The 12,662-nt window shown below is 55.6% G+C and carries 14 protein-coding genes; 8 read left to right on the top strand and 6 right to left on the bottom strand.

From position 1 onward, the window contains the following. Positions 1-5 precede the first annotated feature (5 nt). The 6 genes from mrdB (at position 6) to lipA (ending at position 5,797) form a co-directional block, all read left to right on the top strand. Positions 6-1,118 carry a peptidoglycan glycosyltransferase MrdB gene (gene mrdB / locus AC6I7A_RS05025; protein ID WP_033736585.1) on the top strand — a complete coding sequence of 371 codons (1,113 nt, stop codon included), beginning with the start codon at positions 6-8 and terminating at the stop codon, positions 1,116-1,118. 10 nt (positions 1,119-1,128) lie between these two features. Continuing rightward, positions 1,129-2,217, top strand: a complete 1,089-nt coding sequence (rlpA, locus tag AC6I7A_RS05020; protein ID WP_046101408.1) for an endolytic peptidoglycan transglycosylase RlpA — start codon at positions 1,129-1,131, stop codon at positions 2,215-2,217. Between the two features lie 132 nt (positions 2,218-2,349). Then, positions 2,350-3,561 carry a D-alanyl-D-alanine carboxypeptidase DacA gene (gene dacA / locus AC6I7A_RS05015; RefSeq protein ID WP_009091510.1) on the top strand — a complete coding sequence of 404 codons (1,212 nt, stop codon included), beginning with the start codon at positions 2,350-2,352 and terminating at the stop codon, positions 3,559-3,561. Positions 3,562-3,661: 100 nt separating this feature from the next. Beyond that, the gene (ybeD, locus tag AC6I7A_RS05010; protein ID WP_009091513.1) at positions 3,662-3,925 is read left to right on the top strand and encodes a DUF493 family protein YbeD; all 264 of its coding nucleotides are present in this window, start codon (positions 3,662-3,664) and stop codon (positions 3,923-3,925) included. A gap of 77 nt (positions 3,926-4,002) precedes the next feature. Then, positions 4,003-4,662: a lipoyl(octanoyl) transferase LipB gene (gene lipB / locus AC6I7A_RS05005; RefSeq protein ID WP_058956321.1), complete on the top strand. Its 660-nt coding sequence runs from the start codon at positions 4,003-4,005 to the stop codon at positions 4,660-4,662. 169 nt (positions 4,663-4,831) lie between these two features. Beyond that, positions 4,832-5,797: a lipoyl synthase gene (lipA, locus tag AC6I7A_RS05000; protein WP_009091517.1), complete on the top strand. Its 966-nt coding sequence runs from the start codon at positions 4,832-4,834 to the stop codon at positions 5,795-5,797. A 107-nt stretch (positions 5,798-5,904) separates the two neighbouring features. On the opposite strand, the gene tatE is transcribed toward lipA, so the two are convergent. The 5 genes from tatE to AC6I7A_RS04975 form a co-directional block, all read right to left on the bottom strand. After that, on the bottom strand, positions 5,905-6,108 hold the full coding sequence (tatE, locus tag AC6I7A_RS04995; RefSeq protein WP_009091518.1) for a twin-arginine translocase subunit TatE: 204 nt from the start codon (positions 6,106-6,108) through the stop codon (positions 5,905-5,907). A gap of 136 nt (positions 6,109-6,244) precedes the next feature. Beyond that, the gene (locus tag AC6I7A_RS04990; RefSeq protein WP_058956409.1) at positions 6,245-7,039 is read right to left on the bottom strand and encodes a deaminated glutathione amidase; all 795 of its coding nucleotides are present in this window, start codon (positions 7,037-7,039) and stop codon (positions 6,245-6,247) included. Between the two features lie 307 nt (positions 7,040-7,346). Next, positions 7,347-7,775 (bottom strand): GNAT family N-acetyltransferase, encoded by a 429-nt coding sequence (locus AC6I7A_RS04985; RefSeq protein ID WP_009091522.1) that lies wholly within the window; start codon positions 7,773-7,775, stop codon positions 7,347-7,349. Positions 7,776-8,003: 228 nt separating this feature from the next. Further along, complete coding sequence (gene cspE / locus AC6I7A_RS04980) at positions 8,004-8,213, bottom strand: transcription antiterminator/RNA stability regulator CspE (protein WP_006118399.1); 210 nt, start codon at positions 8,211-8,213, stop codon at positions 8,004-8,006. 958 nt (positions 8,214-9,171) lie between these two features. Then, positions 9,172-9,255, bottom strand: coding sequence for a small membrane protein YohP (locus tag AC6I7A_RS04975; RefSeq protein WP_019105993.1), 84 nt, complete (start codon positions 9,253-9,255; stop codon positions 9,172-9,174). A gap of 261 nt (positions 9,256-9,516) precedes the next feature. Between AC6I7A_RS04975 and AC6I7A_RS04970 the strand changes: the two genes are divergently transcribed. Further along, on the top strand, positions 9,517-9,762 hold the full coding sequence (locus AC6I7A_RS04970; protein ID WP_009091526.1) for a hypothetical protein: 246 nt from the start codon (positions 9,517-9,519) through the stop codon (positions 9,760-9,762). Between the two features lie 118 nt (positions 9,763-9,880). Here the strand turns inward: AC6I7A_RS04970 and gntT are convergent, their stop codons facing one another. Next, positions 9,881-11,197, bottom strand: coding sequence for a gluconate transporter (gene gntT / locus AC6I7A_RS04965; protein ID WP_009091528.1), 1,317 nt, complete (start codon positions 11,195-11,197; stop codon positions 9,881-9,883). Positions 11,198-11,487: 290 nt separating this feature from the next. Between gntT and AC6I7A_RS04960 the strand changes: the two genes are divergently transcribed. Then, complete coding sequence (locus AC6I7A_RS04960) at positions 11,488-12,636, top strand: iron-containing alcohol dehydrogenase (RefSeq protein ID WP_058956410.1); 1,149 nt, start codon at positions 11,488-11,490, stop codon at positions 12,634-12,636. Positions 12,637-12,662 lie beyond the last annotated feature (26 nt).

Below are 12,662 nucleotides of genomic sequence, written 5' to 3'. Positions count from 1 at the left end.
TGTCGATGCAAGATAGTCCGCAGAAACGATCAATCTGGATGCGCATCCACATCGATCCGCTGTTTATGCTGATCATCCTCGGCCTGCTGACCTACAGCGCCGTGGTGATCTGGAGTGCCAGTGGTCAGGACCCGGGCATGATGGAGCGTAAACTGGGTCAGATCGCGATGGGCCTGGTGATCATGATTGTGCTGGCGCAGGTGCCACCGCGTGTCTATGAAGGCTGGGCACCTTACCTCTATATTGTCTGCGTGATCCTGCTGGTGGCGGTAGATGCCTTCGGTCAGATCAGTAAAGGCGCACAGCGCTGGCTCGATCTCGGCTTTGTCCGTTTTCAGCCCTCGGAGATTGCCAAGATCGCGGTGCCGCTGATGGTCGCGCGCTTTATTAACCGTGACGTCTGCCCGCCGACGCTGAAAAATACCGGTATTGCGCTGGTGCTGATCTTCGTGCCTACCCTGCTGGTGGCCGCGCAGCCCGACCTCGGTACCTCCATCCTGATTGCCGCCTCGGGTTTGTTTGTGCTGTTCCTGTCAGGGATGAGCTGGAAACTGATTGGCGTGGCGGTGCTGCTGGTGGCCGCCTTTATCCCGATCCTGTGGTTTTTCCTGATGCACGACTATCAGCGCGATCGCGTCATGATGCTGCTCGACCCGGAAACGGATCCGCTGGGTGCCGGCTATCACATCATTCAGTCGAAAATCGCCATTGGCTCGGGGGGACTGCGCGGCAAAGGCTGGCTGCAGGGCACCCAGTCTCAGCTGGAGTTTTTGCCGGAACGTCACACCGACTTTATCTTTGCGGTTCTGGCCGAAGAGTTAGGGCTGGTGGGCGTCCTGCTGCTGCTGACCCTTTATCTGCTGCTGATCATGCGCGGACTGGTGGTGGCCGCGCGGGCGCAGACCACCTTTGGCCGGGTCATGGCGGGCGGTTTAATGCTGATTTTATTCGTTTATGTTTTCGTTAACATTGGCATGGTTAGTGGTATCTTACCGGTGGTTGGCGTACCGCTGCCGCTGGTCAGTTATGGCGGCTCCGCGCTAATCGTGCTTATGGCGGGATTTGGCATCGTGATGTCGATCCACACTCACCGAAAAATGTTATCTAAAAGTGTCTAAGAGGCTGCAGATGCGTAAGGAATGGCTTGGCGTTGCACTGGCATCACTGGTTCTGGCGGCCTGTACTACGCCGGAACCCCAAAATACGGCGCCGCCGCAACCGGCATACAATGGACCGGTGGTAGAGATTCCGGGCGTTGAGCCACGTTATGAGCCGGTTAATCCGGGCACCAGCCAGGATTACAGCGTCAACGGCAAAAATTATCGCATCGTTAAAGATCCCTCCAACTTCAGTGAAGTCGGTCTGGCCACCTGGTACGGTGAAGAAGCGCAGGGCAACCGCACCGCCATCGGTGAAACCTACGATCCCGATGCGCTGACAGCGGCCCACCCTACCCTGCCGCTGCCGAGCTATGTGCGCGTCACCAATATCGCCAACGGTCGTCAGATTGTGGTGCGGGTGAACGATCGCGGTCCTTATACGCCAGGTCGTATTATCGATCTCTCCCGCGCCGCCGGTGACCGCCTGAATATCTCGAACAATTCGCGGGTGCGGGTCGACTTTATCAAGGTCGCGCCTGACGGCTCACTCTCCGGTCCTGGCACCATCGGCACCGTCGTAGCGAAACAGAGTTATGCCCTGCCCGCCCGTCCGGACCTGAGTGGTGGCGCAGTCATGAATGGCGGCAGCGCAGCGGCTGCTCAGCCGCCAGCGCAGAATGTGGACGCTATCAGTAACAGCACGCTGCAGAGCAGTGACAGCATGGGTGCACCGGTGCAGAGCAGCGGCTTTCTTGGCGCGCCCCAGCCTTTAGCGAGCGGCGTGCTGGAAGGCAGTGAACCGCCCGCTGCCGCCGTTGCCGCACCGGCAGCGGTTGCTGCTCCCGCCGCCGCCAGCGCCGCGCCTGCGGCCAGCCGTGGAACCGCAGCGGGCTATGTCGTGCAGGTCGGCGCGCTGAACGATCCGGCGCGTGCACAGCAGATGATGAAAAGCCTGAGCCAGCGTTATGGTGTGCCCGGGAAAGTTGAAGACGCAGGCAACAATGTTTATCGCGTGCAGCTTGGCGGGTACGCTACCCGCGCCGAAGCCGCCGCGCTGCAACAGCGCCTGAGCAGTGAAGGCCAGACCGCTTCATTTATTACTAATACGCGTCGCTGATCCGTTTGTCAGACCGCTGCACGTTACGTCTGCTAACAACCCAATCATTTCACCCCATGCCAGCGCCCCTGGCATTGGGTATGATAAGTGACTTTTTTAAACCTCAAACTCACGGATGTTGTAGTCCTACACATGAACACGCTGAAATCCTCTCGTTTGCTGAAACGCCTGACAGTGGGATCACTGATCGCTTTCTCCCTCAGCCATGCTGCTATCGCTGATGACGTCAATCTCAAGACCATGATTCCGGGCGTACCGGACATTGATGCCGAAGCGTATGTCCTTATCGACTACAACTCGGGCAAAGTGCTGGCGGAGAAAAATGCCGATGCACGCCGCGATCCTGCCAGCCTGACTAAGATGATGACCAGCTACGTCATCGGTCAGGCCGTGAAAGCCGGTAAAATTCATCAGGACGATATGGTCACAATTGGTCAGGATGCCTGGGCCACCGGTAACCCGGTGTTTAAAGGCTCCTCGCTGATGTTCCTGAAGCCAGGCGACCGCGTACCGGTTTCTCAGCTGACCCGTGGGATTGTGCTGCAGTCCGGTAACGACGCCTGTGTAGCGATGGCTGACTATGTTGCCGGCAGCCAGGACGCGTTCGTTAATCTGATGAACAACTACGTCAAAGCGCTTGGCCTGCAGAATACCCACTTCGGCACGGTGCATGGTCTGGACGCTGAAGGTCAGTACAGCTCCGCGCGCGACATGGCGCTGATCGGTCAGGCGCTGATCCGCGATGTGCCGGAAGAGTACGCCATCTATAAAGAGAAAGAGTTCACCTTCAACAATATCCGTCAGATGAACCGTAACGGTCTGCTGTGGGATACCAACCTGAATGTGGATGGGATCAAAACCGGTCACACCAATTCGGCAGGTTTTAACCTGGTGGCATCAGCGACAGAAGGCCAGATGCGCCTGATTTCTGCCGTCATGGGCGGGCACACCTTTAAAGGCCGTGAAACGGAGAGCAAGAAACTGCTGACCTGGGGCTTCCGTTTCTTTGAAACCGTCGCGCCGCTGAAAGCAGGTAAAGAGTTCGCCTCTGAGCCGGTCTGGTTCGGCGATAATGACCGCGTGCAGCTGGGTGTGGAAAAAGATGCCTACCTGACCATTCCACGTGGCCGCATGAAAGATCTGAAGGCAAGCTATGTGCTGAACAACACAGAACTGCATGCCCCGCTGAAGAAAAACCAGGTCGTCGGCAGCATCAACTTCCAGCTGGATGGCAAAACCATCGAACAGCGTCCGCTGGTGGTACTGAATGAAATTTCCGAAGGCGGTTTCTTTGGCCGTATCGTTGATTACATCAAGCTGATGTTCCATCACTGGTTCGGTTAAGCGTGACGGGTGATTGAAAAATCACCCCTCCGCCCCCATTACACGATATTATGATGCTCCCGCTCAGGCGGGAGCCTGTTTTTTATGCACCGGAGTTAATATGAAAACCAAACTGAATGAGCTGCTCGAATTTCCTACCCCGTTTACCTACAAAGTAATGGGTCTGGCGCAACCGGAGCTGGTTGATCAAGTGGTTGAAGTGGTGCAACGTCATGCGCCCGGCGACTACAGTCCTGAAGTTAAGCCGAGCAGCAAAGGCAACTATCACTCGGTTAACATCACCATCAACGCGACCCACATCGAACAGGTCGAGCGCCTGTACGAAGAGCTGGGCAAGATCGAAATTGTGCGGATGGTGCTGTAATTTACGGGTCGGCAAGGCGCCTGTGCCTGACGGTTTGCCGACATTATCCAGCGATTCTTCTTTAGCGGATTCTCGTTTTGTCAGTTGAAACCCTTCTCGTCCGTCAGTCCGGTCTGCGCGACTGGCAATCTGTCTCCGATGCCATGCACCACTACACCGACCAGCGCGATGAACAGAGTCGCGACGAAATCTGGCTGGTTGAACATCCGCCGGTCTTTACCCAGGGCCAGGCAGGAAAAGCGGAACATCTGCTGATGCCGGGAGAGATTCCGGTGGTGCAGAGCGACCGCGGTGGCCAGGTGACCTATCACGGTCCGGGACAGCAGGTGATGTATGTCCTGATCGATGTCAAACGCCGTAAGCTTGGCGTCCGCCAGCTGGTTACGATTCTGGAAGAGACGGTGATTGCCACCCTGGCGGAATCTGGCGTCAGCGCCCGCGCGCGTGCCGATGCCCCTGGCGTCTACGTGGGTGATGAAAAGATCTGCTCACTGGGATTACGCATCCGCAAAGGCTGCTCGTTTCACGGTCTGGCGCTGAATGTGGCGATGGATCTCTCCCCCTTTCTGCGGATTAACCCCTGCGGCTACGCCGGCATGAGCATGACTCAGTTAAGTCATTTCCGGCCGGGCGTTACGACAGAACAGGTTCGTTCGCCGCTGGTCAGCGCGTTTGCGCGGCTGGCCGGTTACGACCATGTTGAGTGGACCACGGATGATCTGCCGGTTCAGCCTTAGCGCTGAATGCGAATTTACAAATATGTAACTTTTCCGCGCTGACGGTGGCTGCTTCCCGGGCGCTGAGATGATATAATTTTTGCACTTTTTTCAAATAAAGTTGAAAGCACCCTTCCCGGTTTGAATGGGAACGCTTTCAAATCGCAATCCGACCGGAACCTGCTGATTTATGAGTAAACCAATTCAGATGGAACGCGGCGTCAAATATCGTGACGCAGACAAAATGGCGCTGATCCCGGTGAAAACCGTGGCTGTTGAACGGCAGGAGATGTTGCGTAAGCCGGAATGGATGAAAATCAAGCTGCCAGCTGACTCCAGTCGTATTCAGGGCATCAAAGCGGCGATGCGTAAAAATGGACTGCACTCGGTCTGTGAAGAGGCCTCCTGCCCTAACCTCGCCGAATGCTTTAACCACGGCACCGCCACCTTTATGATCCTGGGCGCAATCTGTACCCGCCGCTGTCCGTTCTGCGATGTGGCCCATGGGCGTCCCAACGCGCCTGATGCCGGTGAGCCCGCGAAGCTGGCGCAGACCATCGCCGACATGGGACTGCGTTACGTCGTGATCACCTCAGTTGACCGTGACGATTTGCGAGACGGTGGCGCTCAGCATTTTGCCGACTGCATCAGCGCGATTCGCGAAAAAAATCCGACGATCAAAATTGAAACGCTGGTGCCGGACTTCCGCGGCCGTATGGATCGCGCGCTGGAGATCCTCACCGCGACGCCACCGGATGTGTTCAACCACAACCTGGAAAACGTACCGCGCGTCTATCGTCAGGTTCGTCCCGGCGCTAACTACGAGTGGTCGCTGAAACTGCTGGAGCGCTTCAAAGAAGCGCACCCGGATGTCCCGACCAAATCAGGTCTGATGGTGGGTCTGGGCGAAACGAATGCCGAAATCATTGAAGTGATGCGCGATCTGCGTCGCCACGGCGTCACCATGCTGACGCTGGGTCAGTATCTGCAGCCGAGCCGTCACCATCTGCCGGTTCAGCGTTACGTCAGCCCGGCCGAGTTTGATGAGATGAAAGAAGAAGCGATGGCAATGGGCTTCACGCATGCGGCATGTGGTCCGTTTGTCCGCTCTTCCTATCATGCCGATATGCAGGCGAAAGGGATGGAAGTGAAGTAATTCCCGCTTTGCTGCTGCATAAAAACAAAAAACCAGACTGCTGACAGTCTGGTTTTTTTATGTGTGCCTGAAATAAAAAGTAACAGTTATTTGCTGCAAATAACCGATTAATCTTTATGAACGACGCGTTCTGCAGGCACGTCTTCAGCCGTATTTCGGGTTGCACTGGTATCTTCATCTTTCATGGCTTTCTTGAAGCCCTTGATTGCGGAGCCCAGATCGCCACCCAGCGAGCGCAACTTGTTGGTACCAAAAAGCAGTACGATAAGCGCACCGATAATCAGCAGCTTGGCAATACTGATACCTTCCATATTTAACCTTTCAACTTTATCGAATAACGGTGACTGTTATTTACGCGCAGATTGCCTGTCACCACAAGCAGAATCTGTAACAGAGTAAGATCTGACACCCCTGCCGTCAGCGTATCCGGCTCAGGCTCTGTTTGTTTCACTCTCCGTCGAGTTCAGGCCGGGCAAAACGCCGGTTCTCCAGCACCGGCAGTACCTGACGGGCATAGACAAGACGTTCGGGATCGAGGTCGGCAAACAGCAGTGCGGGCGCTTCCGCCGCGTTTGCTACCGCGACCCCCATCGGGTCCACCACCAGACTGTTGCCGATATTGCGCGGACCACACTCGCCCGCCGCCACCATATAGCAGGTGTTCTCCAGCGCACGGGCGCGGGTCAGCAGTTCCCAGTGCATCTCTTTCAGCGGGCCTTTCACCCAGGCGGCAGGCAGCACCAGGACATCGGCACCGTCCAGCGCCAGCCGCCGCGCCATCTCCGGAAACCGCACGTCATAGCAGGTCATTAAGCCCACCTTCATACCGGCCACCTCAATCAGTGGAGGAATGACCCGGCCGGGATTGACCCGCTGCGACTCCTGCATCGTGAAAGCATCATAGAGATGCAGTTTTTCATAGACGGCGATGATCTCACCCTGTCGGAAGGCAACCAGCACGTTAAGCGCTTTCTGCGCGCCGTCGGGAACATGCAGACAGAGGATCGTCGTCAGGGCACGCTCTTTGCTGGCTGCCAGCAGCTGGCTCAGAAAAGGGCCATCCAGCGGCTGCGCGGCTTTCAGCACGATATCGGGATCGGTAATATCCCGCGCCAGCACGCCTTCCGGCAGGACCAGCAGATCGGCTCCCCCTTCCGCCGCCCGCTGCATCAGATCCAGACAGACAGCGGCGTTTTCCTGCCATTCACGACCGACGGCAAACTGCCCTATTGCCACTCTCATCATTGTTCTTCTCCTGCTGTCGCCGTCAACAGCCTTCCGGCGACCCTGTCAGAGGGATTCGCTCAGGCTGCCCCTGTTCACTGCCCTCATTGATCAACGCCGCGGCATTCTGATCTGCGGTCGGGCTGAGGGAGCATCGTAACCTGAACACACCGGGAAAGTCTGCCGGAGAGAGCCTGTCAGCTCAGGCGGGCTCCTGAAGGACGTGCGCAGGGCAACCGTTTCTGCTGCCTGTCTGCCACGGAGAGAGCAGAAAGCACTGACCACCGGCCGCTCTCCTGCGGGAGGCTCACCCGCCGGATGAAAATTAACTCGCCAGGGATTTAATATGATAACGGGGTGATTCGGCAAAGCCTTCACGGCCGTAGAAGAGATTCGCTTTCAGGCGCGACTGGTGGCAATGCACCTCCATGCGATCGCAGCCACGACGCGCGGCCAGCGCCTCAGCATGCTGAAGCAGCTGCTGCCCCATCCCTTTGCTGCGCTCGCCTTCAGCAATGCAGAAGTAGCTGATGCGGGCAAAGTCACCGGCCAGCGCCAGCTGTGGAATGAAATGCAGGGAAAGGAACCCCAGCACCTGGTTATCCTGTTCCGCTACTAAGAGTGCTTCACTGGGATCGCTGCATAACTGCGCCAGGCGCTGCTCAATAAAACCTTCGGTGCCGCCGTAGCCTAATTCGCTGAGCAACGCACTCAGCGCAAAACTGTCTTTTAACTCTGCCTGCCGTATATTCATCCTGCCTCCTCACCCACCGGGATCTGTCACTCTGTTATAACGCGTTGCCCGCAAAAAAGCGGCACTTCAGCTTGTTATAAATATGTTACGAGGATTTATTGTGAAGCGTCGCGCAGTTTGTGCGGCAGACAAGCCAGCAGCGCAGGATAGACAGGAGAAGGTGACGCGCAGATGACAGGCATAAAAAAACCCGCCATCAGGCGGGTTTTTAGAATTCTGACTGTTAACTTACAGGCTGATAACGTTAGCAGCAGATGGGCCTTTAGCACCGTCGGTGATTTCAAACTCAACGCGCTGACCTTCAGCCAGAGTTTTGAAGCCGTTGCTCTGGATTGCAGAGAAGTGTACGAATACATCTTTGCTGCCATCTTCAGGAGTAATGAAACCGAATCCTTTAGATTCATTAAACCACTTAACGTTACCTTTGATCTTAGACATCTATATTACCTTTACATGAAAAATGGACACTAAACTGTGTCGGCATCTAGTACAGCAATTGCGGAGGGATTTGTCCAGCACGATTTGATGAAAAAGTGATAAATATCGACTTTCTGTGCATCCATCACACTTTCCTGCTTTCCGACTTGCGAAATCGGTTTCAGCAGCTAGCGAACCCCGTTCCTCATCTCCGTGCTAACACGCTGGAAAGTCATGCCTTTTTTGAATTTCAACTTAACAGGCGCTCTGGCTGAAAAAGAAAAATCTTATTGAGACCCGTTCCTGTTCTTTCTGACGTTATGGCGCGTAAAAACGCCCTTTTTTTTCTCTACCGGGTCAGCCAGGCGTCTGACGCTGGTGCAATTTTCAGGCGGCTGAAAGCCATAGCAGGATAAAAAATCACTTATTGCAAAAAATTTGCGATTAATTCACCGCCAGTTCGCCTTTCTTTCCGACAAAATTGAGCCTACCGTGCCGTTTATCCGCGCCAAGACAGGCCATCTGCGGGCGTTTTAGCCAATAGATGACAATCTTTGATCATGATCAATGAAGTGGTTTTTACAGACCGGATTCGCATTTGGCAGCAAACATTCATGCTCATAAGACACTACTTTTCTCATCGCAGTCCGGAATAATATTGCATAGCAATAGATTAAGTCTGCTTAACCGGTCAGGGAACGCGATCAGCACAGTGTCAGTCCAAAGGAGGTCATACGCAGGATGGTGATGAAAATACGCTGTAGTCAGTGTGGAAGCGCCCGGTTCGTTTTTGCTAATTACAAAGAGGGCCAGCGCACCTTTCATGGTGCCTGTTGCGCATGCTGTCGAAAACAGCTGGGCTCGCGGGATCTACTGCCGAATACGCCAATGGACCCGATTACACAGTGTCTGTTGGCCAGCCAGAAAACGTTTCGGGCACCTGATTAGGTGCCCGCTGTCGCAGAATCTTTAACAGAAATCAGAAAATCAGTTTGAACACCCCTGTCAGGGTCAGTAAGCCCACGATAAAAATGATCGCGATAATCCACAGAATAATTTTCATTTCCTTTTCCCTCGCTGGTTAAACAGGTTTCCTGTAAGCAGTATAGTCAGAAAACCAGGCTCTGCCGCTTCACTAAGTCGTTAACCGGTCACAGGTTCATCAACTTTTGCTTTTATTTGCATTCTGAGAGTGCGATCGCAACCCCGTCTTTTACCCGCTCTCTTTCTTCGTTTTACAGACGACTCCTGGCTAAAATTCAGGCGGCAAGGCAGATCTCAATCTCAATAGTGAGGAGATTGACATGAGTTGTGAGGAGATCGTATGAGCACGATTAATACCAGTATGGGCCGTTACAGCCTCAAGGCTAAAAACAGCGGTAACCACATCAAAGGTTCTTTCGCCATCAACGATGAGGGCGGCACTCAGCTCACGATGCAGGAGTTTGAAGAGCACTACCTTGATGATGTGGTGAATAATGTCATCTATCCCGTCACCGGCGGCAACCGCGAAATTGCGCGTGCGCTTCGGGAACAGATGGTGAAAGCCGGTTTTGAAGCGCCTCATTAAGCGGGCAGCGTTAACTGTTATCACCCATGGGCCGCATAGTGCGGCCCTCTTTATGAGTACCATCCTCTTTCAGAGAGCCAGCAGAGGGCCGCTGGCAGGCGGTGCCAGCGGCAGGGGATCAGATTACCCAGGAGAGCAGCAGACAGCCCACCAGGCCGCACACGGAGATAATGGTTTCCAGCGCCGACCAGGAGCGAATGGTCTCACCTATCGTCAGGTTGAAATACTCCTTGAACAGCCAGAAGCCAGGGTCATTAACGTGAGAGAAGATGACGCTGCCGGACCCTACGGCGATCACCATCAGTTCCGGGCTGGCACCACTGGTGACAATCAGCGGGGCCACAATGCCACCTGCGGTAATCGCCGCCACCGTTGCCGAACCCAGCGCGATACGCAGCACCGCCGCAATAGACCAGGCCATAAAGATGGGTGACAGCTGAGTCGAGTGCATCATGCTGGCGATATATTTATCCACGCCGCTGTCGACCAGTACCTGCTTAAAGGCCCCGCCGCCACCGATGATCAGCAACATCATAGCGATGATTTTGATCGAGTCGGTCAGGGTATCCATTACCTGTTCCATTGAGCGGCCGCGGTTAAGGCCAAACGTGAAGATGGCAATCAGTACGGCAATCAGGGTGGCCATGACCGGGTCGCCAAAGAACTCAGCATACGGCAGCAGCACATGCCCTTTTGGCAACAGCATCTCTGCCACCGCACGCAGGGCCATCAGCACCACCGGCACCAGGGCCGTCCAGACGCTGACCCCAAAGCTGGGCATTTCTGCTTCGGTGAACGTTTTCGGGTTATAGAGTCCCTGCGGAATCGGTTTGTCGATGCCCTTCAGGAAGCGGGCGTAAACCGGGCCCGCCAGAATCACCGTAGGAATACCCAGCAGGGTGCCGAACAGCAGCGTTTTGCCCATGTCAGCATTGAACAGCGTGGCGATGGCAGTCGGGCCGGGATGCGGTGGCAGAAAGCCATGCGTAACGGACAGTGCAGCCGCCATCGGCACGCCGACATAGAGCAGCGGCACGCGCGCCGACGCCGCCACGCTGAACACCAGCGGCAGCATCAGCACAAAGCCAACTTCATAAAACAGCGCAAATCCGACGATAAAACCGGTCAGCACCAGCGCCCACTGAATGTGCTTTGTGCCAAATTTTTCAATCAGCGTGGTCGCGATACGCTGCGCACCGCCGCAGTCGGCCAGCAGTTTACCCAGCATGGCACCAAAGCCCATGATCAGCGCCAGGCTGCCGAGCGTGCCGCCGACACCCGCTTTAATAGACGTAATTACTTTATTGACCGGCATGCCCTGCATCACGCCGACAGCCAGCGCCACCAGGATCAGCGCGATAAATCCATTAAGCTTAAAGCGAATCATCAGCAGCAGCAGTAACGCGACGCCGATCGCCACATAGAGTAATGGCATAGGTTTTCTCCACCTTGCGCACTGAATGGAATCCAGTGTCGGTTGTTATCATGGTCCCCTGAGGGCTGCAAAACAGTGCGCCTGTAAGAATTTTATACATCCGGACAAACGCTGTTACCGATAACATGTTAAGGGTAACATCCGCAGTAAAGCACCACCCCGCCGGGGTGAATTTCTGTTTTGAGAAGATGATCAACTTTTTACCGGGACGTTATCAGAAAGTTTGCCAGTGCCGGCGGCGCGCTTTTCGTTACACTCAGATTTTAGTGAAATGTAAAAAGGATGCGCTGGTGAGTGTGAACCTGAGTGAGCTGTACAGTAATCAACGAACCCTCTTTGGCCGCGGCAGCCTCGATAAACTGGTGCCGCTGCTGGCCGCCCGGTCACAGCCTACGCTGCTGTTTTGCGGGCAATCCTTTCTGCAGGGCGCGGCGTATGAGCGGATTAAAGCTGACCTGAACGCGCAGATTATCGGCTATGAAATTGTCAGCCATGAAGCCTCTCCTGCTGAGATTGATGGCTGGGTGGCACGCTGGCGGGGTCATGTGGATCGGGTGGTGGCCATCGGCGGGGGCAGCGTGCTGGATGCGGCTAAAGCGTTCAGCGCGATGATGCAGCATCCGTTGCCGACGGCCCGCTACCTGGAAAAGGTGGGCGACAGCGCGGTTCAGCCAGTCACGTTACCGCTGATTGCCATTCCGACGACGGCCGGGACCGGCAGTGAAGTGACGCAGAATGCGGTGGTGACCGACCAGCGCGATATTCAGATCAAAGCCTCACTGCGCCACCCGGTTTTTGTCCCGGAAGTGGCTATTCTCGATCCCGATCTGCTGAAGGGGGCACCTGACCACGTGCTGGCGACCTGCGGGATCGATGCCTTTACCCACCTGTTTGAAGCCTACCTCTCCGCGAAAGGTAATCTTTTCACTCAACAGCTGGCCGTGACCGGCCTGCGTCAGTTTATCCAGGCCTGGCCGGCGCTGAACAGTGAAGAGAGTGCGGGCGATGCGGCAAGAGAGTCGATGATGATGGCATCGTGGCTGGGGGGTGTTGCGCTGAGCAGCGCCGGTCTGGGGGTCATCCACGGTATTGCAGGCGAACTGGGCGCGATAAAACCGTTTCACCACGGCGAAGTGTGCGGGCGGCTGTTGTTCCCCTTCCTGGATCGGCTGGCCGACAGCGATCATCCGCTGCAGCAGACACTAATGTCAGCGTTACATGGGCAGCTTTTCAGTGAAGCCACCGACTCACCCGCGCAGTTCCTCAAAACGTGGCTGCAGCAGCAGGCGATTCTGCCGTTCTGGCAGGGGGGGCCCACGCTGACGGGCGAAGAGGTGAAGTGGATTCTGGCGCGCGCCAACAGCAAAAATTCGCTGGTGAATTACAGCCGCGAACAGATGGAGACGATGATCGCCCAGGCCTGGCGCATCACGGCGTGAAGCGAGGCGGGCCAGATGACCCGCCT

The organism is Type-F symbiont of Plautia stali, from assembly GCF_059731105.1.
Note: the sequence above shows the minus strand (reverse complement) of the source record. Positions and strands in the feature narration are given on the sequence as shown.